26 protein-coding genes and 1 pseudogene are annotated in these 26,520 nt (G+C 67.7%); 16 read left to right on the forward strand and 11 right to left on the reverse strand.

The features are described from left to right. Positions 1-3: 3 nt before the first annotated feature. Positions 4-186: pseudogene (locus K0O64_RS00805) on the reverse strand (BatC protein); the annotation flags it as partial. 101 nt (positions 187-287) lie between these two features. Here K0O64_RS00805 and K0O64_RS00810 point away from each other — a divergent pair. Then, positions 288-806 carry a hypothetical protein gene (locus K0O64_RS00810; RefSeq protein WP_220046454.1) on the forward strand — a complete coding sequence of 173 codons (519 nt, stop codon included), beginning with the start codon at positions 288-290 and terminating at the stop codon, positions 804-806. Between the two features lie 51 nt (positions 807-857). After that, complete coding sequence (locus K0O64_RS00815) at positions 858-2,036, forward strand: alcohol dehydrogenase catalytic domain-containing protein (protein WP_096309540.1); 1,179 nt, start codon at positions 858-860, stop codon at positions 2,034-2,036. Here the strand turns inward: K0O64_RS00815 and K0O64_RS00820 are convergent. Next, the gene (locus K0O64_RS00820; RefSeq protein ID WP_071948194.1) at positions 2,026-2,643 is read right to left on the reverse strand and encodes a TetR/AcrR family transcriptional regulator; all 618 of its coding nucleotides are present in this window, start codon (positions 2,641-2,643) and stop codon (positions 2,026-2,028) included. The genes K0O64_RS00815 and K0O64_RS00820 overlap by 11 nt on opposite strands. A 110-nt stretch (positions 2,644-2,753) precedes the next feature. On the opposite strand from K0O64_RS00820, the gene K0O64_RS00825 reads away from it, so the two are divergent. After that, positions 2,754-4,082: a cytochrome P450 gene (locus K0O64_RS00825; RefSeq protein WP_096309541.1), complete on the forward strand. Its 1,329-nt coding sequence runs from the start codon at positions 2,754-2,756 to the stop codon at positions 4,080-4,082. An 80-nt stretch (positions 4,083-4,162) separates the two neighbouring features. On the opposite strand, the gene msrA is transcribed toward K0O64_RS00825, so the two are convergent. Both msrA and msrB read right to left on the reverse strand, forming a co-directional pair. Beyond that, a complete protein-coding gene (msrA, locus tag K0O64_RS00830; protein ID WP_096309542.1) occupies positions 4,163-4,672 on the reverse strand; it encodes a peptide-methionine (S)-S-oxide reductase MsrA in 510 nt (169 codons plus the stop codon). Next, positions 4,669-5,130, reverse strand: coding sequence for a peptide-methionine (R)-S-oxide reductase MsrB (gene msrB, locus K0O64_RS00835; protein WP_096309543.1), 462 nt, complete (start codon positions 5,128-5,130; stop codon positions 4,669-4,671). The genes msrA and msrB overlap by 4 nt, the downstream gene beginning before the upstream one ends. Positions 5,131-5,247: 117 nt before the next feature. Between msrB and K0O64_RS00840 the strand changes: the two genes are divergently transcribed. The 8 genes from K0O64_RS00840 to K0O64_RS00875 all read left to right on the forward strand — a co-directional run bounded on the left by K0O64_RS00840 (position 5,248) and on the right by K0O64_RS00875 (position 11,403). Further along, complete coding sequence (locus K0O64_RS00840; RefSeq protein ID WP_096309544.1) at positions 5,248-5,748, forward strand: nuclear transport factor 2 family protein; 501 nt, start codon at positions 5,248-5,250, stop codon at positions 5,746-5,748. Then, a complete protein-coding gene (locus K0O64_RS00845) occupies positions 5,745-6,800 on the forward strand; it encodes an NAD-dependent epimerase/dehydratase family protein (RefSeq protein WP_096309545.1) in 1,056 nt (351 codons plus the stop codon). Before K0O64_RS00840 ends, K0O64_RS00845 begins: the two co-directional genes overlap by 4 nt. 42 nt (positions 6,801-6,842) lie before the next feature. Then, positions 6,843-7,202: a cupredoxin domain-containing protein gene (locus tag K0O64_RS00850; RefSeq protein ID WP_071948188.1), complete on the forward strand. Its 360-nt coding sequence runs from the start codon at positions 6,843-6,845 to the stop codon at positions 7,200-7,202. 62 nt (positions 7,203-7,264) lie between these two features. Next, positions 7,265-8,038, forward strand: coding sequence for a class I SAM-dependent methyltransferase (locus tag K0O64_RS00855; protein WP_071950175.1), 774 nt, complete (start codon positions 7,265-7,267; stop codon positions 8,036-8,038). Positions 8,039-8,047: 9 nt separating this feature from the next. Further along, entirely contained in the window at positions 8,048-9,418 is a 1,371-nt protein-coding gene (locus tag K0O64_RS00860; protein WP_096309546.1) for an NAD(P)/FAD-dependent oxidoreductase, read from the forward strand. A 59-nt stretch (positions 9,419-9,477) separates the two neighbouring features. Then, positions 9,478-9,855 carry a DUF427 domain-containing protein gene (locus tag K0O64_RS00865; RefSeq protein ID WP_071948186.1) on the forward strand — a complete coding sequence of 126 codons (378 nt, stop codon included), beginning with the start codon at positions 9,478-9,480 and terminating at the stop codon, positions 9,853-9,855. A gap of 4 nt (positions 9,856-9,859) precedes the next feature. Beyond that, positions 9,860-10,771 carry a DNA-3-methyladenine glycosylase family protein gene (locus K0O64_RS00870; RefSeq protein WP_096309547.1) on the forward strand — a complete coding sequence of 304 codons (912 nt, stop codon included), beginning with the start codon at positions 9,860-9,862 and terminating at the stop codon, positions 10,769-10,771. A gap of 80 nt (positions 10,772-10,851) precedes the next feature. Next, complete coding sequence (locus K0O64_RS00875) at positions 10,852-11,403, forward strand: Dps family protein (protein ID WP_096309548.1); 552 nt, start codon at positions 10,852-10,854, stop codon at positions 11,401-11,403. 9 nt (positions 11,404-11,412) lie between these two features. On the opposite strand, the gene aqpZ is transcribed toward K0O64_RS00875, so the two are convergent. Both aqpZ and K0O64_RS00885 read right to left on the reverse strand, forming a co-directional pair. Continuing rightward, positions 11,413-12,171 carry an aquaporin Z gene (gene aqpZ, locus K0O64_RS00880; RefSeq protein WP_096312634.1) on the reverse strand — a complete coding sequence of 253 codons (759 nt, stop codon included), beginning with the start codon at positions 12,169-12,171 and terminating at the stop codon, positions 11,413-11,415. Positions 12,172-12,289: 118 nt separating this feature from the next. Further along, positions 12,290-13,735: a chloride channel protein gene (locus tag K0O64_RS00885; RefSeq protein ID WP_096309549.1), complete on the reverse strand. Its 1,446-nt coding sequence runs from the start codon at positions 13,733-13,735 to the stop codon at positions 12,290-12,292. Between the two features lie 177 nt (positions 13,736-13,912). On the opposite strand from K0O64_RS00885, the gene K0O64_RS00890 reads away from it, so the two are divergent. From K0O64_RS00890 to K0O64_RS00900, 3 genes are read left to right on the forward strand one after another with little or no spacing between them, the layout of a single operon-like run. Next, the gene (locus tag K0O64_RS00890) at positions 13,913-14,788 is read left to right on the forward strand and encodes a sulfite exporter TauE/SafE family protein (RefSeq protein WP_096309550.1); all 876 of its coding nucleotides are present in this window, start codon (positions 13,913-13,915) and stop codon (positions 14,786-14,788) included. A 29-nt stretch (positions 14,789-14,817) separates the two neighbouring features. Continuing rightward, positions 14,818-16,197 (forward strand): MBL fold metallo-hydrolase, encoded by a 1,380-nt coding sequence (locus K0O64_RS00895; RefSeq protein WP_096309551.1) that lies wholly within the window; start codon positions 14,818-14,820, stop codon positions 16,195-16,197. 18 nt (positions 16,198-16,215) lie between these two features. Then, positions 16,216-17,418 (forward strand): NAD(P)/FAD-dependent oxidoreductase, encoded by a 1,203-nt coding sequence (locus K0O64_RS00900; protein WP_096309552.1) that lies wholly within the window; start codon positions 16,216-16,218, stop codon positions 17,416-17,418. A 7-nt stretch (positions 17,419-17,425) separates the two neighbouring features. On the opposite strand, the gene K0O64_RS00905 is transcribed toward K0O64_RS00900, so the two are convergent. The 4 genes from K0O64_RS00905 to K0O64_RS00920 form a co-directional block, all read right to left on the reverse strand. After that, positions 17,426-17,683, reverse strand: coding sequence for an HPr family phosphocarrier protein (locus K0O64_RS00905; protein ID WP_047328422.1), 258 nt, complete (start codon positions 17,681-17,683; stop codon positions 17,426-17,428). A 62-nt stretch (positions 17,684-17,745) separates the two neighbouring features. Next, complete coding sequence (locus tag K0O64_RS00910; RefSeq protein ID WP_096309553.1) at positions 17,746-19,788, reverse strand: PTS fructose transporter subunit IIABC; 2,043 nt, start codon at positions 19,786-19,788, stop codon at positions 17,746-17,748. A 17-nt stretch (positions 19,789-19,805) separates the two neighbouring features. Next, on the reverse strand, positions 19,806-20,783 hold the full coding sequence (gene pfkB, locus K0O64_RS00915) for a 1-phosphofructokinase (RefSeq protein ID WP_096309554.1): 978 nt from the start codon (positions 20,781-20,783) through the stop codon (positions 19,806-19,808). Next, entirely contained in the window at positions 20,780-21,559 is a 780-nt protein-coding gene (locus K0O64_RS00920) for a DeoR/GlpR family DNA-binding transcription regulator (RefSeq protein WP_096309555.1), read from the reverse strand. Before K0O64_RS00920 ends, pfkB begins: the two co-directional genes overlap by 4 nt. A 103-nt stretch (positions 21,560-21,662) precedes the next feature. Between K0O64_RS00920 and ptsP the strand changes: the two genes are divergently transcribed. Next, a complete protein-coding gene (gene ptsP, locus K0O64_RS00925; protein WP_425574740.1) occupies positions 21,663-23,360 on the forward strand; it encodes a phosphoenolpyruvate--protein phosphotransferase in 1,698 nt (565 codons plus the stop codon). A gap of 34 nt (positions 23,361-23,394) precedes the next feature. Beyond that, positions 23,395-24,366 carry a pirin family protein gene (locus K0O64_RS00930; protein ID WP_096309557.1) on the forward strand — a complete coding sequence of 324 codons (972 nt, stop codon included), beginning with the start codon at positions 23,395-23,397 and terminating at the stop codon, positions 24,364-24,366. On the opposite strand, the gene K0O64_RS00935 is transcribed toward K0O64_RS00930, so the two are convergent. Continuing rightward, positions 24,367-26,496, reverse strand: coding sequence for an FUSC family protein (locus K0O64_RS00935; RefSeq protein WP_225933591.1), 2,130 nt, complete (start codon positions 26,494-26,496; stop codon positions 24,367-24,369). Positions 26,497-26,520 lie beyond the last annotated feature (24 nt).

Raw genomic sequence — 26,520 nt, forward strand, 5'->3', positions numbered from 1 at the left:
TCAGGCGGTTCCGTCGGCGCCGCCGTCGTGGCCTTCGGGGTTCGAACCACCGTCGGCCGGGCCTTCGCCGCTACCACCCGCGGTTCCGTCGGCGCCGCCGTCGTGGCCCTCGGGGTTGGAACCGCCGTCAGCGGTGCCTTCGCCACCCGGGGTGGAGGTCGTGATGTCGTCGTCGTCGAGCGCCATGACAGATCCTTTCTCAAAAGCGCAAAAGCGCGGCACAGTGTGCAGGGATGGGTGCGATGGGAGTTACCGCACCGGCAGAGAACGAAACTCCGTCGAGGGAGATGGATGTGTCCGGGTGGCCGCGCCAGCGCGACGGTGTGAGCTGTGGGCCGAGTGTCGCGGTGATGGCGGGTGCGCTGCTCGATGCCGACTACGGCACCCCACTGCGATCCGAGCACCCGCAACGGTGGTTCGACGCCGAGCAGGCCCGGGTGCACCGGGCGGTGAACATGGTGTGGCCGCGCGCCTTGGGGACCACCCCGGCCGCGGTCGCGCGGGCCATGACCGCGCACAGCGCCGCCCGCGGTGTTCGCTACCGGTGGCGGCCGGCCCGGTGTGGGGACCGACTGGCCGACGTCTGCGATGCGGTGGCCGCGGGTTGGCCGGTGGCGATGCTGATCGGTGCGGTGCTGCCGCGGCACTGGATGCTGATCGTCGAGATCGAGGGCGCCGCGCTGCGGTGTTATGAGCCGTCCTCGGCCGCGCTGCTCGATATTGCGATCGACGACGTTCGGGACGGCCGGTTGGCGCGCCTGGGATTTCCGCGCGCGTTCGCGTTCGTCACGCCGCACTATGTTTGAGGAATTGACGAGCGGGCATGCGGGCCTTGACCCACGTTCGAGGAGGAACTCATGCGCGCAGTGACCTGGCACGGCCGTCGCAATGTCTCGGTCGACACCGTTCCCGATCCCCAGTTGAAGGAGCCGACCGACGCGATCATCCGCGTCACGAGCACCAACATCTGCGGATCCGACCTGCACCTGTACGAGGTGCTCGGTGCCTTCATGTCTCCGGGGGACATCCTCGGGCACGAGGCCATGGGTGTGGTCGAAGAGGTCGGCGGCGAGGTGGATCAGCTCAAAGTCGGTGACCGCGTGGTGATTCCGTTCAACATCTCCTGTGGCCACTGCTTCATGTGCGGCCAGGGTCTGCAAAGCCAGTGCGAGACAACACAAAACCGCGACCAGGGTACCGGCGCGGCACTGTTCGGCTACTCGAAGCTGTACGGCGAGGTGGCCGGTGGGCAGGCGGAGTATCTGCGCGTGCCGCAGGCCAACTACACCCACATCAAGGTCCCGGTCGGCGGGGCCGACGACCGGTACGTCTACCTGTCCGACGTGTTGCCCACCGCGTTGCAGGGGCTGGAGTACGCCGAGGTACCCGACGGTGGCACCCTGGTGGTGCTCGGCCTCGGACCGATCGGGGCGATGGCCTGCCGGATCGCCGCGCACCGCAATCGGTATCGGGTGATCGGCGTGGACCTGGTGAGTGACCGCTTGGAGCGGGCACGGCCCTACTGCGACGACGTCATCGACCTGCGCGCGGGTGATGTGGTCGAGCGGATACAGGACCAGACCGAGGGTCGCGGCGCCGACTCCGTCATCGACGCCGTCGGCATGGAGGCGCACGGGTCGCCGGTCGCTGAATTCGCCCAGACCGCAGCGGGTTTCCTGCCCTCGCCGGTAGGCCGGGCCGTCATGCGCAACGCCGGAATGGACCGGCTGGCCGCGCTGCACACCGCGATCGCGGTGGTGCGCCGCGGCGGGACCGTGTCACTGTCGGGTGTCTATGGCGGTGCCGCCGACCCGATCAACATGATGGTGATGTTCGACAAGCAGATCCAGCTGCGCATGGGTCAGGCCAACGTCAAGCGCTGGATTCCCGACATCATGCCGCTGCTCACCGACGACGATCCGCTCGGCGTGGACACCTTCGCCACCCACCGGCTGCCGCTGTCGGATGCGCCGAAGGCCTACGAGACCTTCCAGAAGAAAGCCGACGGCATGTTCAAAGTCGTTCTCAAACCGTAGGTTTCGGTCCCAGCAGGGCCAGCGAGACGGCCAGCGCGGGTTCGATGATGTCGGCGGCGGGATCGCCGTCCTCCATGGTCTGGGCGGTGAGTTCACGCAAGCCCCCGACCAGAATGACGGCCACCGCGTGGGAGATCGGCGGAAGACCGGCGGAACGGAACCCGTCGTTGGCGGACAGGTCGACGATCATCGTGGCGAGCCGGGCGAACCCGCGGCGCAGCGTCGGTCGGGCGTATTCGCCGAGAGCGGGGAGTTCGCGGATCCAGCTCAGCGTGATGGCCCGTCGCTCGTCGATGTGCTGCACGTAAGTGACGACGGCCTGGCGGATCTGCTCATGCCAGGGGGCCTGCGGGTCGACGGCAGCGCTGATGGTCTCGACGAGTTCGTCGTTGTTGGCAGTGAGCAGCTCGGCGAAGCAATCCTCCTTGGTGGAGAACTCGCTGTAAAAGGTGCGCTTGGAGGTCCTGGCATACCGGACGATGTCGGCGACCGTGGTGTCCCGGTAGCCGCGTTCCTCGATCGACGCCGCCAGCCCATCGAGCAATCGCCGCCGGAAGTCGTCGTTGCGGCCGACGGCGGGCGAGTCATCAACGGCCGTCGTGGTCATCCGACCTCCTTTCACGGGCTGCTCTTGTCAGGGCTGGTACCGAGGGGTACCGTACCTCACAAGCCAGTGGTACAACGCGGTACCACGCGAATCCCGGGAGGGCCCCACCGATGAGCGAAGCGCCAACCGTCGAAGCGCCGGTCCGCGTCGATCCGAAGCTGCCGCCCTCCCCGGGGTTGCCGAATGCGCTCGTCAGCCTGGCTTTCATGCTCGCCCGTCGGCCCACGACCGACTGGCTGACCCGACGCTACGGGCGCTGCCTCACGGTGCGGATACCGGTGTTCGGCAACACCGTCGTGGTCTCCGACCCGGCGCTGACCAAGCAGATCTTCACCACGAGCCCCGACATCCTCTACAACATCCAGCCGAACCTGAGCCGGCTGCTGGGACCCGGATCGGTGTTCGCTCTCGACGGGGTCGAGCACCGGGTGCGGCGCAAGCTGCTCACCCCGCCGTTCCACGGCAAGAGCATCCGGGCCTACGAGCAGATCGTGGTCGAGGAAACGTTGCGCGAGATCGAATCCTGGCCGCAGGGAATCGAATTCGAAACACTCGAACCGATGATGCACATTACGCTGAACATCATCCTGCGAGCCATCTTCGGCGCCGACGGTTTCGAACTCCAGCGACTGCGCGAGCTCATCCCGAAGTGGGTGACCCTGGGATCGCGGCTGGCGGTGCTGCCCTCGCCGAAGCGCGAATTGCCCTGGACGCCATGGGGACGTCTGGTCGAGTACCGCCGCGAATACGAGTCGCTCGTCGACACGCTGATCAGTCGGGCACAGAACGATCCCAACTTCGAGGACCGCACCGACGTGCTGTCGCTGTTCCTGCGCAGCACCTACGAAGACGGCTCAAAGATGACGCGCGGCGAGATCGGCGACGAATTGCTGACCCTGCTGGCCGCCGGTCACGAGACGACGGCGTCGACGCTGGCGTGGGCGTTCGAACGAATCTCGCGCCATCCCGAGGTGTTGAGCCGGCTGGTCGCCGAGGCCGATACCGAGGACAACGCCTATCGGCAGGCCACGATCCTGGAGGTCCAGCGCAACCGGACGGTGATCGACTTCTCCGGGCGCCACGTCGCGGTGCCGACCTATGAACTCGGCGATTGGCGTGTGCCGCAAGGTTATTCGGTGATGGTCAGCCTGAACCAGCTGCACGAGAACCGGGAGATGTTCCCCGATCCGGAGCGTTTCGACCCGCAGCGGTTCCTCGACGCCAAGCCCAACACGTTCGCCTGGGTCCCGTTCGGTGGCGGTACCCGCCGCTGCATCGGCGCGGCCTTCGCCAACATGGAGATGGACGTCGTGCTACGGACTGTGTTGCGGCACTTCACGATTGCCACCACCGCGGCGCCGGGGGAGAAGTGGCATTCCCGCGGCGTGGCGTTCACCCCGAAGAAGGGTGGCCGCGTCGTCGTACACCGGCGCGGCTGAAACCCGACCGAATGTGCGTCCCGATACGCCCACGACGGTGTGTTGCGTACGGGACCGCACAGTCGGCGGGTGCAGCGTGACTAGACCTCAGCCCGCTTGGGCAGCTTCCAGCCCGGCCGCGGGAAGTGGCAGGTGTAGCCGTTCGGGTAATGCAGCAGGTAGTCCTGATGCTCGGGCTCGGCATCCCAGAAATCGCCGGCCGGCGTCACCTCGGTGACAACCTTGCCGGGCCACAACCCGGACGCGTCGACGTCGGCGATGGTGTCCAGCGCGACCTGCTTCTGCTCGTCGTCGAGGTAGAAGATCGCCGACCGGTAGCTGGTCCCGACGTCGTTGCCCTGCCGGTTCTTCGTGCTCGGATCGTGGATCTGGAAGAAGAACTCCAGCAGCGCCCGGTAATCGGTCTGCGCCGGGTCGTACTCGATCTCGACTGCCTCGGCATGGCCGGGGTGATTGCGATAGGTGGGGTGATCGTTCTGGCCGCCGGTGTACCCGACGCGGGTGGACACCACGCCGGGCTGCTTGCGGATCAGATCCTGCATGCCCCAGAAGCAACCGCCCGCCAGGATCGCCCTCTTGGTCTCGGTCATGCGTCCTCCTTTGAAGTCTCGAACAAGCTCTTGTACTCGCCGTAGCCCTGCGCCTCGAGGTCGTCGAGGTGAATGAACTTCAGCGAAGCGGAGTTGATGCAGTAGCGCAACCCGCCCTGCGCGCGGGGCCCGTCTTTGAAGACATGCCCCAGATGGCTGTCGCCTGCCGCCGAGCGGACCTCGGTGCGAACCCTCAGGTGACTGAAGTCCCGTTTGGTCACTACGTTGGCTTTCTCGATCGGCTTGGTGAAACTGGGCCACCCGGAGCCGCTGTCGAACTTGTCGACCGAGGCGAACAACGGTTCGCCGGAGACGACGTCGACGTAGATGCCCGGCTCGTGGTTGTCCCAATACTCGCCGGTGAAGGGCCGCTCGGTTCCGTTCTCCTGGGTTACCCGGTATTGCTCCGGGGACAGCGCGGAAACCGCGGCGGGATTGCGGTGATAGTCATGCGACATGCTCTTTTAACGGTTGAAGGGTCGTCAAGGATTCCCACGTCACCGTTCCGTCAGAAATGCCTCCTGCCTGCGATCAAAAGCTCGACAAACGCAGATAGAACGTGTTCTAGTTTGTGGGTGGCGCGATTCTCCCGTGAAGAACTGACCGAAGCCTTCGCAGTTTTCGAGAAGACGGTCGACGACGCGGCCCGGACCCAAGACTGGGACGCCTGGGTGAGTCATTACACCCCCGACGTCGACTACATCGAGCACGCGATGGGCACGATGAAGGGCCGCGACAAAGTGCGGGCCTGGATCACCAAGACGATGGGCAGCTTTCCCGGCAGCTACATGACCGAGTTCCCGTCGCTGTGGAAGGTGTTCGACGAGGAGACTGGCCGGGTGATCTGCGAGCTGGACAACCCGATGCGCGACCCCGGGGACGGCACGATCATCAGCGCCACCAACATCTCGATCGTCACCTACGCCGGCGATGGGCTGTGGTCGCGGCAGGAGGACATCTACAACCCGCTGCGCTTCCTGCAAGCCGGCATGAAGTGGTGCAAGAAAGCCGAGAAGCTCGGGACCCTCGACGCGGAGGCGGCGGCCTGGATGCGCGCCAACGGAGGCTTCAAGTGAGCGCGCCCAAGCTCGTCATCGGAGCCAACGGATTCCTCGGGTCGCACGTCACGCGCCAGCTGGTCGCCGACGGCCATCAGGTTCGAGTCATGGTGCGGCCGAACGCTTCCACCATCTCGATCGACGACCGCGACGTAGAACGTTTCATCGGCGACATCTGGGACAACGACGTGCTGCGTCAGGCGATGGCCGGTGTCGACGACGTCTACTACTGCGTCGTCGACACCCGCGGCTGGCTCAGTGACCCCGCGCCGCTGTTCCACACCAACGTCGAGGGCACCCGCAACGTCCTCAATGTTGCGCTCGAATTTTCCCCGGGTCGCTCCGCTCCTGCCCCAGGATCCGCTGGGCTGCATCGGTTCATCTTCACCAGCAGCTACGTCACTGTCGGGCGTAAACGTGGCCGGACGGTCAATGAAACCGACATCATCACCGACCGCGGGCTCACCCCCTATGTCCGCTCGCGGGTGCAGGCCGAGGAACTGGTGCTGCGGTACGCGCGGGAACAGGGCTTGCCCGCGATCGCGATGTGCGTGTCGACCACCTACGGCGGCGGTGACTGGGGGCGCACCCCGCATGGCGCGATCATCGCCGGCGCTGCCTTCGGCAAGCTGCCATTCGTGATGGGCGGCATCGAGCTGGAAGCGGTCGGGGTCGACGACGCTGCCCGCGCGATGATCCTGGCCGCCGAGCGTGGCCGGGTCGGGGAGCGCTACCTGATCTCGGAGAAGATGATCAGCAATGCCGAGGTGGCGCGTATCGCCGCGCTGGAGGCCAAGATGCCGCCGCCGGCCAAGACGATCCCGCTGCCGATGGCCTACGCGCTGGCCGCCATGGGCACCGCGAAAGCCCGGCTGCGTGGCACCGACGAGAAGCTGTCGCTCGGTTCGTTGCGGCTGATGCGTGCCGAGGGACCGCTGGACTGCTCCAAGGCCGTTCAAGAACTGGGCTGGCAGCCGCGCCCGGTCGAGGAGTCGATCCGCGAGGCGGCACGCTTCTGGGTCGGACTGCGGGAGGCCAAGCGGCAGGCGAAGGTGGCGAGGACGGATTGACCCGGCGCTGAACCGGTTCGACGGCCAATACGTGTCCCGCGTATGACGCCACGCATCTTTGCCCTGTCCGCCGCCGTCGCGATCGCTGCCGTCCTGCTGGTGGCGGCGTGCTCGGCGGGAACCAAGGCCGCACCGCCGTCTGCCCCGCCTACGGCCGGTTCGACGATCAGCATCTCCGACATGAAGTTCACCTCGCCGGCAGCGGTCACGCCGGGAGCCAAGATCACCGTCACCAATTCCGACGGGGTCGAACACACCGTCACCGCCGACGCCGGCAACGCGTTCAACGTCGAGGTCGACGAGAAGGGCACCGCCACATTCACCGCGCCGAATCAGCCGGGAACCTATGCCTACCACTGCAACTACCACCCGACGATGCACGGACAGCTTGTAGTTCAGTGAGATCGGACTAGCCTTGTCGGGTGTCGAAAATCGACGTCGATCTGCACGGTCCGCCGCAGACGATGCTGGCGACGCTGTACGCCAAAGCCCTTGACGCCCAACGGGAACAGCCCATCCTCGGCGATGTGTGGGCCGCCGAAGCGGTCGCCCGCATCGACTACGACTGGTCCCAGACGACGATCACCGACCGGACGTCACCGTCGGTCACCACCCGTTCGCTGCACTTCGACATCTGGGCTCGTCAGTTTCTGGCCCGCCATGATCGTGCTGTCGTCGTCCACCTGGGTGCCGGACTGGACAGCCGGGTGTACCGGGTCGATCCGGGCCCGGGCGTCGAGTGGTACGACGTCGACTACCCGTCGATCATGGCCTTGCGCGAACAGCTCTACCCGCCGCGGCTGCACTACCACCGGATTGCCGCCTCGGTCACCGAACCCGGTTGGCTCGACCAGATCCCGGCCGACCGTCCGGTGCTGGCCCTGGGCGAGGGCCTGACGATGTACCTCACCAAATCGGACGGCCTCGCGCTGCTCCGGCGGATCGTCGACCGCTTCCCGTCCGGCGAGCTGCAATTCGACGCATTCAGCCGCTGGGGCATACGAAGTCAGTGGCTCAACAGCGTGGTCCGCCGATCGGGGTCGACGCTGCACTGGGGTATCGACAATCCCCGCGACATCGTCGACGCGGTACCGGGTGTGCGGCTGCTGGCGTGGGTGTCGCCGTTCGAATCGCCCAGCTTCCACGCGGTGCCGCGCGAGTATCGGGTGATGGCCCGGGTCATGTCGGCGATACCGGCGCTGAAAATGATGGCGCAGTACCACCGGTACGCGTTCTAGATTCTTGACATGGTCACGATCAACGGCGCGGTGTCGCACTGGTTCACCGAGCTTCCCCAACCACGCCCCGCCCTCCCCGGCGACCGAGACGCCGACGTCTGCATCGTCGGCGCCGGCTACACCGGATTGTGGACCGCCTACTACCTGAAAAAGGCCGACCCCTCGCTGCGGATCACCGTGCTGGAGGCGCGGTTCGCCGGGTTCGGCGCATCGGGACGCAACGGCGGCTGGCTGTCCGGGCTCGCGCCCGGCCACCGCGGGTTGCTGGCCAAGAAATACGGGCGAGACAGCGTGGTGGCCTGGCAGCAGACCCTCAACGCCGCCGTCGATGAGGTGATCGCGGTGGCCTCGCACGAAGGCATCGAGGCCGACATCGTCAAGGGCGGCAACCTCGAGGTCGCGCGCAACGCGGCGCAGGCGCGCCGGCTGCGCGCCGAGGCGGACGAGGACCGCGAGTGGGGCACCGACGGAATCGAGCTGCTGACCGCAGCCGATGCCGCCGCGCGGGTTCGGGTCGACGGGTTGGTGCTCGGGTCGTTCAACCCGCACTGCGCGCGGATCCAGCCGGCCAAGTTGACCCGCGGTCTGGCCGACGTCGTCGAACGCCTCGGCGTCACCATCTACGAGCAGACCCCGGTGACGACGATCAGCCCCGGCCGGGCGCAGACCCCGCGGGGTGCGGTGCGAGCACCGGTCGTGCTGCGCGCCACCGAGGGATTCACCGCGCGGATGCCCGGACTGCGGCGCCGGTGGCTGCCGATGAACAGCGCGATGATCGCCACCGAGCCGATGCCGGACGACATCTGGGCTCAGATCGGCTGGGCCGGCAGGGAAACGCTCGGCGACTTGGCGCACGGGTTCTTCTACGCCCAGCGCACCGCGGACAACCGCATCGCGATCGGGGGCAGGGCGGTGCCGTATCGCTACGCCTCCCGCATCGATCACGACGGGGCCGTCGGCGCCGACACGATCGCCTACCTGACCCGGGTGCTCAACACCGCGCTCCCGCAGACCCGCGGGGTACCGATCGCCCACGGGTGGTGCGGCGTTCTGGGTGTGCCGCGTGACTGGTCGGCCGGTGTCAGCCTGGATCCGGTCACCGGACTCGGCGAGGCTGGCGGTTACGTCGGCCACGGCGTGACCGCGACCAACCTGGCCGGGCGCACGCTGACCGACCTCGTGCTCAAACGGTCGACGCCGTTGACCGAGCTGCCCTGGGTCGGTCACCACTCGGCCACGTGGGAACCCGAGCCGCTGCGGTGGCTGGGTGTGCGCGGCATGTACACCGCCTACAAGCTGGCCGACCGGCATGAAGAGGGTGGGCGGTCCAGTACCTCACCGATCGCGGTGGTCGCCGACGCGATCGCCCGCCGCCCGTGAACGGGGAATCATGGGGGTGCGACGGTGTTGCACCGACTACGCCTTGAGGAGGGACACCGATGAGCACACGTGAGATCAAAGAGCCCACCGCCGAGCACCCGATCACGATCACCCCGACCGCGGGCCGCGTGCAGGTCCGGGTCAACGGCGCGCTTGTCGCCGACACCCGTGCCGCGCTCGGCCTGGCCGAATCCACCTATCCCGTGGTGCAGTACATCCCGCTCGGAGACGTCGACCCCGCGGTACTGAGCTGCACCGACACCCGGACCTACTGCCCGTACAAGGGGGAAGCCAGCTACTACAGCGTCAACGCCGGAGGCACCACAGTCGAGGACGCGATCTGGACATACGAGGAGCCTTATCCCGCAGTCGCGGCGATTGCCGGTCACGTGGCGTTCTATCCGAACAAAGCCGACATCAGCGTCGCGCCGGACTGAGCAGGTGGCCGTCCAGCGGATCCTCACCTTCCCCGGTCCAGCCAGCCCGGGGCTGACGCTGGCACCGCAGCGCCGCGGGCCGGGCGATCCGTGCTACCAACTGGATGCCGACCGGTCGATCTGGCGCACCAGCCTGCAGGCCAGCGGGCCGGTGACTGCGCGGATCTATCGCACCGCGCCCGACGCCGTGGGATGCCAGGCATGGGGTGACGGCGCCGAGGAGTTCGTCGAGGCGCTGCCCGCACTGTTGGGCGTCGACGACGACCCCGGTGCCTACCGTCCACAGCACCCGGTGATCCAAGCTGCAGCCAAACGAGTCCCGCACCTTCGGCTCGGCCGCACCGCGCGAGTCCTCGAGGCCCTGATTCCCGCAGTGATCGAACAGCGGGTGACCGGCGCCGACGCCTTTCGTGCCTGGCGGCTACTGGTCACCAAGTTCGGAACCCCGGCGCCGGGCCCGGCTCCCGCCCGGATGCGGGTGCCGCCACCGGCTGAGGTCTGGCGACGGATCCCGTCGTGGGAATTCCACCGCGCCAACGTCGATCCCGGCCGCGCCCGAACGATCGTTGGATGCGCGCAGCGCGCCGACGCGCTCGAACGCCTGTCCGCCCGGCAAGTGCCCGCGGCGCGGGACGCACTCACCACGCTGCCCGGAGTGGGAGTGTGGACGGCGGCCGAAACCGCGCAGCGCGCGTTCGGTGACACCGATGCGCTGTCGATCGGGGACTACCACATCTCCAAGATGATCGGCTGGACGCTGATCGGCACACCGGTCGACGACGCCGGCATGGTGGAGTTGCTCGAACCGGAGCGTCCCCACCGCTACCGCGCGGTCCGATTGCTCGAAGCCAGCCGGCTGGCGTACAAGCCGCGTTTCGGCGCGCGTCTGCCGGTGCAGCAGATCAGCAATTTGTGACGCCGCTCTTACATCCGATTATCTGCGCAACGACTCGGGTATGAGCCGTTCGAGACCGAAAAGCGGAAGGAGCGAGCGAAATGAGTTCCAAGGGTTCTAAGTTCACTGTCCCCGGATTGACCGAAGCCAAGGCCCGCAAGGTGGCTGACCTCCTACAGAAGCAGTTGAGCACCTACAACGATCTGCACCTGACTCTGAAGCATGTGCACTGGAACGTGGTCGGCCCCAACTTCATCGGCGTGCACGAGATGATCGACCCGCAGGTCGAACTCGTTCGCGGCTACGTCGACGAAGTCGCCGAGCGAATCGCCACTCTTGGTGCATCGCCCCAGGGCACGCCGGGCGCGATCCTGAAAGATCGCACGTGGGACGACTACTCCGTCGGCCGTGACACTGTCCAGGCCCACCTCGCGGCAGTCGATCTGGTCTACGACGGCGTCATCGAGGACCTGCGCAACAGCATCGAGGCCACCGAGGAACTCGACCCGGTGACCCAGGACATCCTCATCGGCCACGCCGCCGAGTTGGAGAAGTTCCAGTGGTTCGTGCGTGCCCACCTCGAAAACGCCGGTGGCACTTTGTCACACGAGGGCAAGTCGACGGAGAAGGGCGCCGCGGACGCGGCCCGTTGAGCCTGACCCTCAGCGCTCCAGCGCGTCGTCGCGGACCGGACGGTCAGCAAGCTCCTCGGCGCGGCCGAACAGAAGCGGGTAGAGCGCACCCGCCACGGCCGCGCCGGCGAGCGGCGCCAGCCAGAACACCCATAGCTGCGCGGGTGCACCGTCACCGTTGAAGAACGCCACGCCCATCGAACGGGCCGGGTTGACCGACGTGTTCGAGATGGGGATCGAGATCAGGTGGATGAGCGTGAGCATCAAGCCGATTGCCAAGCCGGCGAATCCTTTTGGTGCCCGGTCATCGGTGGCGCCCAAGATCACCAGCAGGAACAGGAACGTCAGCAACGCCTCGGCGATCACCACCGCGGCCAGCGAGTAGTGGAACGGTGAGTGCTCACCGAATCCGTTGGCGGCCATGTGCCCCGTTGCCGTGAAATCGGCTCTGCCAGAGGCGATCCAATAGATCACGGCACCGCCGGCCAGACCGCCGGCCACCTGGATGACCCAGTAGGCAGGCAGAGCTTTCCACTCCACGCGTCGGGCGAGCGCGGCCCCGAAGGTGACGGCTGGGTTGAAATGCCCGCCGGAAATGGTTCCGAACGCGTAGACGCCGGTGAGCACGGTCAGCCCGAATGCGAGCGCCACACCCAGGAACCCGATGCCCACCGAGCCGTCACCGGCGGGGTTGGCGGCGAAAACGGCGGCGCCGCAGCCACCCAGAACCAACAGAAACGTGCCGATGAATTCCGCGGCCAGTCGGTGCGCCATCGTGGGAGCTGTCACTGGGTAACCCTTCTCGTCGAACGGGTCGATCTCACGTGATGATCGCAGTGTCACCGAGTCAAAAGCATCGAACTTTGCGCAATCGTGTTGAGACAGTGATCTGAACGGCTGCCGGAGTTCACTTCACCGGTTCGTCGTCGTCGTCGGCCGCGAGGATCTCCGGGGCGGGGACGGTGACGCGTTCGGCGGCAGCCGTTTCCCGGTTGAGCCGCTGCGATTGATAGATCGACACCGGCGTGCGAATGATGATCAGGTACGCGATGCCGACGGCGATCATCGCACCCGGAATCACCGCGAACGAACCGGTCATCTCGGCGACCATGAGCATGACCGCCAGCGGCGCATGGGCGACGCTGCCGAAGCAGGCCATCATCCCGGCGATCACGAAAACGGCTGGCCCGCCAGGCACAGCCGGCGCGCCCGCCAGATCCGCCAGCCGCCACAACGCCGCACCAGTGAAGCCACCGATCACGATGCCCGGCCCGAAAATCCCGCCGGATCCGCCACTTCCGATCGACAACGACGTTGCGACGATCTTCGCGACGGGTAGCACGAGGACGATCCACAACGGGATCGTCAGCAGCCCGTCGCGTGTGGTGGCAAGCTGCACCCATCCGTAACCGCTGGAGAGGATCTGCGGGATCACCAGCGCCAGCAGACCGACGAGTAGGCCACCGACAGCGGGCTTGATGATCTTTCCGCCGGGCAGTCGGTGGGTCAGCGCGACCGCGCCGTAGAAGATCCGCGCGTAAGCGTACCCCACTGCCGCCGAGACGATTCCGATCAGAGCGAACCAGCCCAGCTGGGCCGGGTCGAACTGATAGTCGTGCGCGACGAAGCCGAACATCGGCTCGAAGCCGAGAATCGATCCGTAGATTGCATACGCGGTGCCCGAGGTGACGAAGCCTGGAATCAGCGCCTTGTAGTCGAAGTCCTCGCGGTACACGATCGAGGCGGCCAGCACCGCGCCACCGAGGGGGGCGCCGAAGATCGCGCCGATGCCTGAGCCGATTCCGAGCGAAACCGCGACGCGTCCGTCGGCGTCCGACAGGTCGAACATCCGCGTGAGCAGCGACCCGAAGCCCGCCGATATCTGGGCGGTCGGTCCCTCGCGGCCCGCTGAGCCACCGGAACCGATGGTCAGCGCGCTGGACACCAGCTTCACCAACACCGCGCGGACGCGGATCGAACGGGGGTCGGTGTGGACGGCCTCGATGGCGCTGTCGGTGCCGTGCCCCTCGGCTTCGGGCGCCAGTTTCGCGACGAGGAAGGCCGACACCAGTGCGCCGCCGAACACGATCAGCGGAATCGCCCAGGGACGGACGAAGCCGGCTGATCCGGTGCCACCGCCGTCCGCATAGGCCTGCGGCGGGTGGTAGCCGCCGAGGTAGCCGAGCAGCACACGCCCCGTGTAATCCAGCGCGAGATAGAAGACCACCGCGCCGAGCCCGGCGATGATGCCGATCGCGACTCCGAGGATCAACCACTTACGCAGATAGCCGGAGTCTCGCAGAAACTGGCCCAGCCGTCCGCCGGCCTTCCTGACACCCGGCGCCTCGGCCATGGACGGATGCTAGCAGCGCGCCGGTCGGGCAGATGGCCGACCGCCTGCATCTGTAGGGACCAAAGACCCCAGTCTGCACCGGGCCGGCGCTCTCAGTTGCACATACCCCCTTGGGTATATAAGCTGAGCCAAGAAGATACCCCATGGGGTATCAGAAGTGAGGCCAGGAGGTGCCGCATGATCGGGCTGACAGTCGGATTGGCCGTGCTCGTGGGCGTCTCCCTTGGCCTGCTCGGAGGCGGCGGTTCGATCCTCACGGTGCCGCTGCTGGTCTATGTCGCCGGCATGGACGCCAAAGTGGCGATCGCGACCTCACTGCTGGTCGTCGGCGTGACGAGTGTCGTGGGGGCGTTCTCACATGCGCGCGCCGGGCGGGTGCAGTGGCGCACGGCCATGCTTTTCGGTGCGTCGTCGATGATCGGCGCCTACAGCGGCGGTCAGCTGACCCGGTTCATTCCGGGCGACGCGTTGCTCGTGGCGTTCGCGGTGATCATGGTCGCGACCGCGATCGCGATGCTGCGGGGCCGGCGATCGACAGGAGCCGGTGCTCCGCAGCGCCGCATGCCCCTGGTCAAGACAGCTGCGATCGGGCTCGCCTTGGGCCTCGTCACCGGAACTGTCGGTGCCGGTGGCGGTTTCCTGGTGGTGCCGGCCCTGGTGCTTCTGGGCGGACTGACCATGCCGGCCGCGGTGGGAACCTCGCTGGCGATCATCGCGATGAACTCGTTCGCCGGACTGGCCGGCTACCTGTCGGTCATGCGGATCGACTGGGCGGTGGCGGCGATGGTGACCGCCGCGGCCGTTGCCGGCGCCTTGGTCGGGGTGAGGTTCGCCGACCGGATCAATCCCGAGGTGCTGCGTCGAGCGTTCGGGTGGTTCGTCCTGGTGATGGCCTCGGTCGTCCTGGGCCAACAACTGAACCCGATCGTCGGCTACGTCGGTGTGGCGCTCACCTGCCTGGTCCCCGCATCTGCGTTCGCCTGCAACCACATTGCCGCATGCCCGCTGCGGCGGGCACTGAACCGCCACACCGTGACGGCCGCCGCAACCTGATCGTCCGCACGTCCAGAAAGGAACCCACAATGAAGTTCAACCAGTACTACCTGGATTGTCTGTCGCACGCGTCCTACCTGATCGGTGATGAATCGACGGGCCGCGCGGTTGTCGTCGACCCCCAACGCGATGTGTCCGAATACCTCAGTGACTCAGCGGAACTCGGGATGCGTATCGAGCTCGTCATCGAAACCCACTTCCATGCCGACTTCCTGTCCGGCCACCTGGAATTGGCCGCCGCGACCGGGGCCAAGATCGTGTACTCCTCGGTTGCCGAACCGGAGTTCGACTTCATGGCGGTCGAGGACGGCGAGCGCTACTCCCTGGGGCAGGTGCAGTTGGAGTTTCGGCACACCCCCGGGCACACCCCCGAGTCGCTGAGCATCGTGATTTACGAGCATCCCTACGACACCCAGCCGTATGGCGTGCTGACCGGTGACACCCTGTTCGTCGGTGACGTTGGGCGCCCGGACCTGCTGGCCTCGATCGGTTTCAGTCGCGAGGAACTCGCCGACAAGTTGTACGACTCATTGCACGACAAGTTGATGACGCTTCCCGACACCACGCGGGTGTATCCCGCACACGGCGCCGGTTCGGCGTGTGGCAAGAACCTCTCGACCGACCTGTGGTCGACGATGGGTGAACAGCGCCGCACCAACTACGCGCTGCGGGCCGGTGATAAAGCGACGTTCATGGAACTCGTCACCGAGGGCCAGCCTCCGGCGCCGGGCTACTTCGTCTACGACGCCATACTCAACCGCAAGGACCGCGCGTTGCTCGACGAGGCTCAGATGCCCGCACCGATGACCTACTCGCAGGTGCGCGAGGCCATGAACGCCGGCGCAATGCTGGTCGACGGGCGCACGCCCGAGGAGTTCGCGCGGGGTCACCTCCGTGGTGCGATCAACATCGGCCTGGAGGGTCGCTACGCCGAGTTCGCCGGGTCGGTGGTTCGGCCCGATGTCGACATTGTGCTGATGACCGAGCCGGGCATGGAGCGCGAAGGCAAGAACCGTTTGGCGCGAATCGGTTTCGATCGCGTGGTCGGCTATCTCGCTGAGCCCTACCAGACGATGTTCACCCACCGTGACGATGTCGAGGTCGCCTCCCGGCTGACCGCGAACGGGCTCGGCGAGCGGATGGCCGATGTGCCCGAGTTGCAGATCGTGGACGTCCGCAACCCGGGCGAAGCCGCCGCCGGGATGATCGCCGGTGCGGTCAACATCCCGGTCGGTCAGCTTCCCGCTCGCGTCGATGAACTCGACCCCCGCAAGCCGACGGTCGTGTACTGCGCAGGCGGCTACCGCTCCTCGGTGGCTGCGAGTCTGCTGCGGCAGCACGGCTTCGCCGATGTCAGTGATGTCCTGGGCGGCTACGGCGCCTGGGAAGCAGCCGTCCAGAACGCCTGAAAGGAAACGCAAGAGATCATGACCATCACAGCCAAGCACCAGATCTTGATCGTCGGCGGCGGGACCGCGGGAATCACCGTCGCCGCCCGGCTGCTACGCAAGGGTTACACCGACGTCGCGGTCATCGAACCGTCGGACCAGCATTATTACCAGCCGTTGTGGACACTCGTCGGTGGTGGACAGGCCAAAGCCGCGACCACCGCGCGGCCCGAATCTTCGGTGATGCCATCGGGCGCAACCTGGATCCGCAAGGCAGCCAGCGTATTCGACCCCAATGCCAACACAGTGACCTGTGCCGACGGCGCGACCTATGAGTACGACGCGCTGGTGGTGTGCCCGGGCATCCAGCTGGACTGGAATCGCACCGACGGACTCGCAGAGGCGGTCGGCCACAACGGTGTGTCGTCGAACTACCGGTTCGACCTCGCCCCGCGCACCTGGGACTTCATTCGCGAAACTCGATCGGGCTCAGCCGTGTTCATGATGCCCTCGGGTCCGATCAAGTGCGGTGGCGCACCGCAGAAGATCGCCTACCTGGCCAGCGACTACTGGCGCAAGCAGGGCGTCTTGGACAAGATCGACGTACATCTGGTGCTTCCGACACCGCGGGCCTTCGGCATTCCCGCGATCGCCGACAACCTCGACAAGGTGATTGCCGGCTACGGCATCCAGCTGCACACGATGTCGGAAGTGACTGCAGTTGACGGGGATTCGAAGAAGGTGACGTTGACCGCCGTCGGCGAGGGCGGCACCGACGGGACGCTGGCCTACGACGTGCTGCACGCGGTCCCCCGCCAGTCGGCACCGGACTGGATCAAGACCAGCCCGCTGTCGACCGGCGATGACAACGGCTACGTGGAGCTCGACAAGTTCACCCTGCAGCACGTGCGGTACCCGAACGTCTTCGGTCTGGGCGACGCCGGCTCGACGCCGAACTCCAAGACCGGCGCCGCGATTCGCAAACAGGCTCCGGTGGTCGTTGAGAACATCGACGCCTTCCTCACGGGCCGGCCACTGCAGGCACGATACGACGGTTACTCGTCATGCCCGATCGTCACGTCATCGCACGACATGCTGCTGGCCGAGTTCGACTACGACATGAAGCTGGAGCCGTCGTTCCCGATTCTGGATCCCACCAAGCCGCATCGGCCGTACTGGTACATGAAGAAGTACGGACTGCCGTGGCTGTACTGGAACCTGATGCTGAAGGGTCTGGTCTGACCGGATCTCAGGCGTCGAGGTCTTGCTGGACCAGCTCGGCGATCGCCTTGCAGGCGGCCTCGTCCTCGGAGGCGACGGTGACCTGCGCGCCGTTGCCCGCGCCCAGCGTCATGATCATCAGCGCCGAACCGGCGTCCACCGGCTCCCCGCCGTCCACCGCCAGCGTCACCGGAACACCCGCGTTGACAACGGCTTCGGAGATGATCGCGGCGGGGCGGGCGTGCAGGCCGATCGCCGAGCCGACGATGACGGTCTTGGTGTGCATGGGGTCTCCTTCTAGGGGTGTCGAACTCGACGATTTGTCGATGTCTACTCGTACTTCTGCGGTCAAACTGCCGTTTGGGCGACGGGAGCGGCGGTGGCGGGTGTGTCGGTATCGGCCGCCTTACGGATGAACTGCTTGGCAGCGATCACCGCGAACCCGCCGACCGCCGTGCCCGCGGCCAGGGCGACCAGGAACCACACCAGGTTGCCGATCGCGAAGAACACGAAGATCCCGCCATGCGGTGCCTTGAGGGTGACGTCGAAGGCCATGATCAGCGCACCGGTGACCGCGCCGCCGGCCATCATCGACGGGATGACCCGCAGCGGGTCGGCGGCCGCGAACGGGATGGCGCCTTCGGAGATGAACGAGGCGCCCAACAGCCATGCGGCGCGGCCGTTCTCACGTTCCGGCTCGCTGAACAGACCCGGCCGGACAGTGGTGGCCAGCGCCATCGCCAGTGGCGGCACCATACCGGCTGCCATCACCGCGGCCATGATGCGCAGCGAGGCCGGATCGGCGACGTTGAGCCCGGTGGTGGCGAAGGCGTAGGCCGCCTTGTTGACCGGGCCGCCGAGGTCGAAGCACATCATCAGGCCGAGGATCACGCCGAGCAGAATCACCGAGGCGCCGGTGAGCCCGTTGAGCCAGTGGGTCAGACCAGAGGTGATGGCAGCGAGCGGACGACCCAGCAGCAGGAATATCAGCAGGCCGACGATCAGGGAGGCGAACAGCGGGATGATCACCACCGGCATCAGGCCGCGCAGCCATTGCGGCACGTTGATCCGGCTGATCCACAGCGCCGCGAAACCGGCGATGAGGCCGCCGACGATGCCGCCGATGAAGCCGCCACCGACGAACACCGCCACGGCGCCTGCGGTGAAACCCGGTGCGATACCGGGCCGGTCGGCGATCGCGAACGAGATATAGCCGGCCAGCGCCGGGACGAGGAACATGAAGGCCAGCCCGCCGATGGTGAACAACACCGCACCCAGGTATTGGGAGAAGCCTCCGCTGGGCAGGTTGGCCAGCGAGTTGGTGGTGGCGATGTGTGCGCCCACCGAATTCATCCCGTAGCCGACGGGTTTTCCACCATCCAGGTCCTTACCGATGTCGTACCCGGCGAGCAGGAAGCCCAGGGCGATCAGCAGACCGCCTGCGGCCACGAACGGGATCATGTAGCTGACACCGGTCAGCAGGATCTGCCGAATGCGGGTGCCCCACCCGACATTGCCGGCCGGCGCGCCGCTGTCCGCGGCGGTCGCGGTGCCCTCGACCCGGGCGGCCTTCGGGTTGTCCGCGGCGGCAACGGCTTCGGCAATCATCGTGTCCGGCTCGTTGATGGCCCGCTTGACGCCGGAGGCGATCACCGGCTTGCCGGCGAACCGTTGCCGGTCCTTGACACCCACGTCGGTGGCGAAGATGACGGCGTCGGCGCCGCTGATGGTGTCGGCGCTCACCGGGGTACTGCCCGAAGAACCCTGGGTCTCCACCGTCAGGTTCACCCCGGCACGCTCCGCGGCCAGCTTGAGCGCGTCGGCGGCCATATAGGTGTGCGCGATGCCGGTGGGGCACGCGGTGATCGCCACAATAGACTTCGTCTGCTGTGCAACGGGTTTGGCGGCCGGCGCGGCGGCGGACGCGGCTCCGTCGGGATTCACCACGCCGTCGACCAGGCCCACCACGTCGTCGGCGGAGGCGGCCTCGCGCAGCGACTGCACGAAGTCGGGGCGCACCAGCGCACGCGCCAGACTGGACAGCAGCTTCATGTGCTCGGCGCCGGCGCCATCCGGGGCGGCGATCAGGAACACCAGATCCGCCGGGCCGTCGGGCGCACCGAAGTCCACTTTCGGTGAAAGCCGGGCGAACCCGATCGACGGTGCGGACACCGCGGCCGATCGGCAGTGCGGGATCGCGATGCCGCCCGGAAGTCCGGTGGCCGACTGCGCTTCGCGCGCCATGGCCGCGGCCTGCAGCGCCGCACCGTCACTGACCCGGCCGCTGTCAGCGAGCCGGCTCGCGAGCCGGCCGATCACCGACTCCTTGTCGGTGCCGGCATCGACGTCGAGCAATACCAGATCGGTGCTGATGATCGTGGAGTTCGTCATGGTGGCCTTCCGGTTTTCTAGGGGCGCGCGGGGTAGGGCGATATCGAGGTGACCGCCACGTCATCGAGGTCGATTTGGGCCGGTGTCGGCAGCGCCGAACCGGGAAGTGCCGCAGCGGCGCTGCCGTAGGCGACGGCCATCTGCAGCCGCTGTGGCGCTTCGGCGCCACCGACGTCGGCGCGCACATAGCCCGCGAGGGAGGAGTCGCCGGCGCCGACGGTGCTCCTGGGCTTGATCGGGGGTGGGGTGGCCAGCCAGCTGCCGGTGTCGTTGACCAGCAGTGCTCCGGCAGCACCGAGCGTGGCCAGCACGGTCCTGGCGCCGCGGTCGATGAGCTGCTGTGCGGCAGCCACCACCGGATCCGGATTACCTTGGGCAAGAGCGTCTTCCAGCTCCTGGGCGTCGACGCCGGCGAGGCTCGCCAACTCTTCGGAGTTCGGCTTGATCACATCGGGCGCGGCGGTGGCGAAGCCGGCCGCCAGCGCGGCGAGCGGCGCGTCCGAGGTGTCCACGGCCACTTTGCAGTCATAGGGCTGCAACTGGGCCACCACATCGGCGTACCAGCGGTCGGGGATGCCGGGTGGCAGCGATCCGGACAGCACCACCCACCGGGCATCGGCGGCGCGGTCGAGAATCGCCTGGGTCAGCGCGGCCAGCGTGATCTCATCTATCGGCGCGCCGGGCTCGTTGATTTTGGTTGTGGTGCCATCGGATTCGGTGATGGCCAGGTTGGTGCGCACCGCGCCGTCGATGGGCACCGCGAAAAACGGCACGCTACAGGACAGCAGCGCCGTGATGATCGGGTCGTGCCGCGCGGCGGGTAGCACCGCGACGGTGTCCAGCCCGGCCAGCGTCAGGGCCCGCGCGACGTTGACTCCCTTGCCGCCCGGTTCCGTCGTCACCGACTGCACGCGGTGCACGGCGCCGCGGATCAATTCCGCGGGCAGCGTCACCGTACGGTCGATGCTCGGATTGGGAGTGACGGTGACGATCATGAATCCCCTCCTGCCAGAACGACTTCGACGCCGCGCTCAGTCAGCGCGGCGCGGTCCGAGGCGCTGATCTCGGGATCGGTGATCAACGCGTCGACGCTGTCGATCGGGGCGAAGCTGACGAACTCCTCGCGCCCGATCTTCGATGAATCGGCGAGCACGACGACGTAGTTCGCACAGCGGACCATCGCCCGTTTGACCGCGGCCTCCTCGCCGTCGGGGGTGGACAGCCCGTGTCGCACGGTGATGCCGTTGGTTCCGATGAATGCGATGTCCACGCGCAGTGTGTCGAGGGCGCGCAGTACCGGTTCACCGACGGCGGCCTGGGTGAGGCCGCGGACCCGCCCACCCAGCAGTTGCAGGGTGACCGAGGGCATCGCCGCCAGCCGAGCGGCGATCGGCACGGCGTTGGTGACCACCACGAGTTCTCGGTCGGTCGGCAGCAGGGCCGCGACCCGGGCGGTGGTGGTGCCGGCGTCGAACAGCACCGAGGCGCCGGACAGCGGAACGAAATCGGCCGCTGCCCGGGCGATGGCCTCTTTGTGGTCGGCGCGGGTGGTCTCGCGCTCGTCGACACCGGGTTCGACAACGTGCAGCGCCCGGACCGGGACGGCGCCGCCGTGCACCCGCCGCACCACGCCGGCGCGATCCAGTGCCGCCAGATCCCGGCGGACGGTCTCGGTGGTGACGTCATAGGCCTGAGCGAGCTCGGCGACCGAGGCCCGTCCCTGGGACAGCACTCGGTCGGCGATCGCCTGCTGACGTTCTTCCGGGTACACGATTCTCCGTTTGTGTGGGTTACGCGCCGATTTGAATGTTGATATGTGTTGTTTTACTCCCGAACGTGTTGACTTGTCAATGGAAAGTTGTAATGTAGTTCACATGAGCGTCTCTTCCACACCTACCTCACTCGGTGCCGGACAGGTCCTCAGCGGCGTCCCGGTCGTCCCCGGCGTCCGCTTTGCGCCGGTCATCCGACCCGGCCGATTGCCCGCGATCTCCGAGCTCGACCCCGGGGGCCAGATCGCCGACGCGGATCGCGAATCGGAGGCTTCCCGGTTCACCGCAGCCGCGGCCGCCGTCGCCGGCCGGTTGCGGGAGCGTGCCGCCCACGCAACCGGAGCCGCCTCGGAGGTACTGGCCGCCACCGCGATGCTGGCGCAGGACCGCGCGTGGCTGGGCGCCGCCGAGAAACGCATCAAAGAAGGCACCCCGGCGGTTCGCGCGACCGCCGAAGCGGCGGCCCAGTTCGTCGACCTCTTCACCAAGATGGGCGGACTGATGGCCGAACGCGTCACCGACCTGCGCGATATCCGCGACCGGGTGATCGCCGAACTGAGCGGGCTGGCCGAACCCGGTGTTCCGGTACCGGATGCGCCTGCCATTCTGTGCGCCGAAGACCTCGCGCCCGCAGACACTGCCGGTCTGGACCCCAAACTCGTTGTGGGACTTGCCACCACACTGGGTGGGCCCACCAGCCACTCCGCGATCATCGCCCGCCAGCTCGGCATCCCATGTGTGGTCGCCGTGCACGGGCTCGACGAACTGCCGGCAGGCACCGACGTACTGATCGACGGAACCCGCGGCACCATCACGGTCTCGCCCGACCCGGCCGAGGCCACCGCCGCCGTGGAAGCCGCCGACGCGGAAGCCGCCGCGATGGCCGGCTGGGCGGGCCCGGGCGCGACCGCCGACGGTCACCCGGTGTCGATCCTGGCCAATGTGCAAGACGGTTCGGCGGCGCGCGCCGCACGCGAAACCCCGGCCGAGGGCATCGGGCTGTTCCGTACCGAACTGTGCTTCCTCAACCGCGATACCGAACCGACCGTCGAGGAACAGGCCGCCATCTACGGCGAGGTGCTCGACGCGTTCGCCGGACACAAGGTCGTCATCCGCACCCTGGACGCCGGCTCGGACAAACCGCTGAAGTTCGTCGGTCATCCCGACGAGGCCAACCCTGCGCTGGGCGTGCGGGGCATCCGCATCGAATCCATTCAGCCCGAGATCCTCGACCGTCAGCTCGACGCGATCGCCCTGGCGGCCGGGAAGACCGGCACTGCGCCGTGGGTCATGGCGCCGATGATCGCCACCCCCGACGAGGCCAAGCGGTTCGCCGATCGGGCCCGAGCGCGTGGCCTCGTCCCCGGCGTGATGATCGAGGTGCCCGCCGCCGCGCTGCTGGCCGACCACATCCTCGAACACGTGGAGTTCCTCTCCATCGGCACCAATGACCTGGCGCAATACACGATGGCCGCCGACCGGATGTCGGCCGAGCTGGCCACACTGACCGATCCGTGGCAGCCGGGCGTGCTGGCGCTGGTCGCTGCGACCGCGCGCGCCGGAGCCGGCCGCGGCAAGCCGGTCGGGGTCTGCGGCGAGGCGGCCGCCGACCCGCTGCTGGCCTGCGTGCTGACCGGGCTCGGTATCACGTCGCTGTCCGCGGCGGCCGCGGCCGTCACCGGCGTCGGCGCCAAACTCGCATCGGTCACCCTGCAGCAGTGCCGCGACGCTGCCGCTGCGGTGCTGACCACGGCCAGCGCGGCCGAGGCCCGCGCGGCGGCGCTGCAGAGCCTCGGTTAGGAATTAATCGGACCGCGGTCCGGTTAATTAGGGCATGCCAGCAGTCACCGCAGACACGTTGTCCCTGCCGCGCCTGAGCGCGGCCGCCCCGTCCGATACCGAACGCCCCGTCCGGTCCATCACCACCGGGTCGCGCGGATATGAAGGCGAGGGCTTCCCGGTCGTCCGCGCGTTCGCCGGAGTCAGCGCCGCCGACCTCGACCCGTTCATTCACATGGACCAGATGGGTGAGGTCGAGTACTCGCCCGGCGAGCCGAAGGGCACCGACTGGCACCCGCACCGCGGCTTCGAGACCGTCACCTACATGATCGACGGCCGCTTCGCCCACCAGGATTCGCACGGAGGCGGCGGATTGATCGCCGACGGAGCCACCCAGTGGATGACCGCGGGCGCCGGAATCCTGCACATCGAAACACCACCGGCCGAGCTCGTGGAAAGCGGCGGGCTGTTCCACGGGATCCAGCTGTGGGTCAACCTGCCCCGCGCCGACAAATTCGCCGAGCCGCGTTACCAGTCGATCGAGGGTCAGGCGGTGCGCCTGCTGGCCTCCGACGATGGAGGGGCGCTGGTCCGCGTCATCGCCGGTGAGGTCGACGGCTGGGCCGGCCCGGGCGCGACACATACTCCGATCACGTTGGCGCACACCACTATCGAGGCCGGGGCGCAGCTGAACCTGTCGTGGCCGCGGGACTACAACGCACTGGTCTATGTGCTCTCCGGGCGTGGCACGGTCGGTCCGATCGGACACCCGATCCAGCAAGGTCAACTCGCGGTGCTCGGCCCGGGCGACCGCATCACGGTCGCCGCGGCCGCGTCCCAGGACTCCCACCGGCCCGCCGTGGAGGTTCTTCTGTTGGGCGGCAAGCCGATTCGCGAACCGGTGTTCCACTACGGACCGTTCGTGATGAACTCCAAGTCCGAGGTCATCCAGGCGCTCGAAGACTTCAACGCCGGCCGGTTCGGCACCGTCCCGCCCGGCGCGTTGATGCCCCACCGAGCCGGCTGATCACGTCGATCTCGACGCCGGCTCGGCGGCGACCGTCGGCGGATACGTCAGTTCGAGCTCGCCGAGGTTGGCCGCGACGGTCACCAGCGGCAAGGCTGCCGAGACGGCGAGCTCACCCTGCCCGGCTTCGGCCCGCAGCGCGGGCACCAGGTCGTCGCTGATCGGTGCGGTCAGTTCGGTGCCGCCGCTGCCGTCGAAACGGGAACACAGAGCCGCGGCATGCGCCTCGAGCACCGCCCGCGCCCGCGGGTAGACCGCCAGCGGGGGCGGCACGATATCGGCGATCAGGTCGGCCGCCGCGCGTAGTCGCACCGCACGGCTGGATGCGCGCACCACCGGTGCGCGGGAATCCGTCGGACCCCCGTTCTCCGAAAGGTATTGGCGCACTGCGTCATCCAGAGTCCGCGACACCGTCAGCGCGTCGTGGCTGAGCGCATTCACCTGGTTCTCGGTCTGCTCGAAGGCGCCGCGGGTGACCCGCAGGACTGCCGCCCGCAGATAACGGGCGCCCACTTCCCGGGCGGCGTCGATCGCCTGCTGCACGGCCGTCCTGACTCCGCGCGGCCACAGCAGCAGCGACACCACAACGCCCACCGACGCGCCCACGACGACGTCCTCGATCCGGATCAGGCCGACCGCCCAGCCGCTCGGGACGATCAGGTTGAACACGATCAGCACCATCATCGTGAACGCGGCCTGCGTCGCGGTGAACGAACCGATCTCGGGAACGTAGGCCGAACCGAACGCGACGATCGGCAACAACACCCACAACACGATCGGATCCACGCCGAGCAGCTCGATGACGACGGCGCCGATTCCGAACCCGATCGCGGTGCCCACGACCGCACGCACGACGGTGGTGCCGGTCGTGAGCGCGCTGCTGCGCAGCACCGACAGCGCGCCGAGGACCACCCAGAAGCCGTGCTGCACCGGGAACACGAACGTGACAAGAACCGCCAGCGCCAAGCCCAGACCGGTGCGCAGGCTGTTGCGGGCGGTGACCGACCGGGTCGCCAGATGCCCACTGGTCAGGGCGGTGACCGCCTCGGTCTCGGAGTACACCCGGTCGGCGATGCCGGTTTCCGGCAGCCGACGGCCCAGTACCCGCGCCCAGACCGGACGAGCATCGGCGGCCGCGGCACTCGCGATCAACCGCCCGGTCACGCCGGTCGCCGCGCCGACGGTGCGCCGGTTGAGCAGGGTGCGGCCCAGTGCGACGGCGGCCTCGTCGTCCGGCTCGCCGAGGATGTCGACGATGTCCTGGCGGTATGTGCCGATCGCGACCGTCCGCAGGTCAGCCAGCGCAGCGGCCAACAAGGCACGCTCGTCGGCTCGTGCACCCGGATGACTGATCAACAGGACTTGCGCGCAATCGCGCAGCACCCGCACCACCGGCTCACCGATCGGCCCGAGCAGCTCACCCGTATCGCCGGTGACGCGATCGCAGAGCCACTGCAGGTCGTCGACGACCCGCACCAGCGCACGGCTGCCCGCGGTCAGCGCGACCGGCCGATAGGCCGCGCCGAGGAAGTTGGCCCGCAGCGCGTCCATCGCCGTGGTCACGTCGGCGGCCGACGCGGTGCCCTCGATCCGGTCGGCCAGCACCCCGCACACCGCGGCGGCATGGCGGCGCAGCTCGCCGTGATGGCGCGGCGGGAAGAGGAACAACGCGGCGGGCACGCAGATCGCCAGCGCGATCAGCCAGCCGAGCAGGCGCTCGCCGAGCGGCCCAGCCGGCGTGCACACCGGCAGCACGAACGTCAGCAAGGTGGCGCGTTGACCGGCCGCGACGATCTCGCTGAGCACCCCGGAGAACGTCACCGCGACCCCGATCAGAAAGGTCAACGTGATCGCCAGCCACGGGATCGGTGCGGCCAGCGTGCCGAGGGTGATCAGCACGGCGCCGTTGAACCCCAACCCGCCGTAGGCCAGCGCCCGGGCGTTCATATTGCCGGGGAAGTCCACCACGATCAGCAGCGCGATCGACCCGAAGATCGTGAACAGCGGTGTCTGAGATCCACCGCCGACGGCGAAGCTGACCGCCGCGGCGATCGGGATGACGATGGCGGCCCGCGCCGCGCGTCGTGCACCGTCGTTCTCGGGGTCGCGCGATCGAATCCGATCGACCACCCGCCGCCAGAGGACGGCTGGCGT

Origin of the sequence: Mycolicibacterium pallens, assembly GCF_019456675.1 — a bacterium.
Lineage (GTDB): Bacteria > Actinomycetota > Actinomycetes > Mycobacteriales > Mycobacteriaceae > Mycobacterium > Mycobacterium crocinum.

Coding starts and splice junctions, on each gene's coding strand:
- K0O64_RS00885 (WP_096309549.1), bottom strand. CDS start 13,735: ATGGCCGAGGCGCCGGGTGTCAGGAAGGCCGGCGGACGGCTGGGCCAG.
- K0O64_RS00815 (WP_096309540.1), top strand. CDS start 858: ATGCGCGCAGTGACCTGGCACGGCCGTCGCAATGTCTCGGTCGACACC.
- K0O64_RS00895 (WP_096309551.1), top strand. CDS start 14,818: ATGAAGTTCAACCAGTACTACCTGGATTGTCTGTCGCACGCGTCCTAC.
- K0O64_RS00850 (WP_071948188.1), top strand. CDS start 6,843: ATGACGCCACGCATCTTTGCCCTGTCCGCCGCCGTCGCGATCGCTGCC.
- msrA (WP_096309542.1), bottom strand. CDS start 4,672: ATGACCGAGACCAAGAGGGCGATCCTGGCGGGCGGTTGCTTCTGGGGC.
- K0O64_RS00825 (WP_096309541.1), top strand. CDS start 2,754: ATGAGCGAAGCGCCAACCGTCGAAGCGCCGGTCCGCGTCGATCCGAAG.
- K0O64_RS00810 (WP_220046454.1), top strand. CDS start 288: ATGGATGTGTCCGGGTGGCCGCGCCAGCGCGACGGTGTGAGCTGTGGG.
- K0O64_RS00860 (WP_096309546.1), top strand. CDS start 8,048: ATGGTCACGATCAACGGCGCGGTGTCGCACTGGTTCACCGAGCTTCCC.
- ptsP (WP_425574740.1), top strand. CDS start 21,663: ATGAGCGTCTCTTCCACACCTACCTCACTCGGTGCCGGACAGGTCCTC.
- K0O64_RS00910 (WP_096309553.1), bottom strand. CDS start 19,788: ATGACGAACTCCACGATCATCAGCACCGATCTGGTATTGCTCGACGTC.
- K0O64_RS00875 (WP_096309548.1), top strand. CDS start 10,852: ATGAGTTCCAAGGGTTCTAAGTTCACTGTCCCCGGATTGACCGAAGCC.
- K0O64_RS00855 (WP_071950175.1), top strand. CDS start 7,265: ATGCTGGCGACGCTGTACGCCAAAGCCCTTGACGCCCAACGGGAACAG.
- K0O64_RS00905 (WP_047328422.1), bottom strand. CDS start 17,683: ATGCACACCAAGACCGTCATCGTCGGCTCGGCGATCGGCCTGCACGCC.
- K0O64_RS00890 (WP_096309550.1), top strand. CDS start 13,913: ATGATCGGGCTGACAGTCGGATTGGCCGTGCTCGTGGGCGTCTCCCTT.
- K0O64_RS00865 (WP_071948186.1), top strand. CDS start 9,478: ATGAGCACACGTGAGATCAAAGAGCCCACCGCCGAGCACCCGATCACG.
- K0O64_RS00930 (WP_096309557.1), top strand. CDS start 23,395: ATGCCAGCAGTCACCGCAGACACGTTGTCCCTGCCGCGCCTGAGCGCG.
- msrB (WP_096309543.1), bottom strand. CDS start 5,130: ATGTCGCATGACTATCACCGCAATCCCGCCGCGGTTTCCGCGCTGTCC.
- K0O64_RS00900 (WP_096309552.1), top strand. CDS start 16,216: ATGACCATCACAGCCAAGCACCAGATCTTGATCGTCGGCGGCGGGACC.
- pfkB (WP_096309554.1), bottom strand. CDS start 20,783: ATGATCGTCACCGTCACTCCCAATCCGAGCATCGACCGTACGGTGACG.
- K0O64_RS00820 (WP_071948194.1), bottom strand. CDS start 2,643: ATGACCACGACGGCCGTTGATGACTCGCCCGCCGTCGGCCGCAACGAC.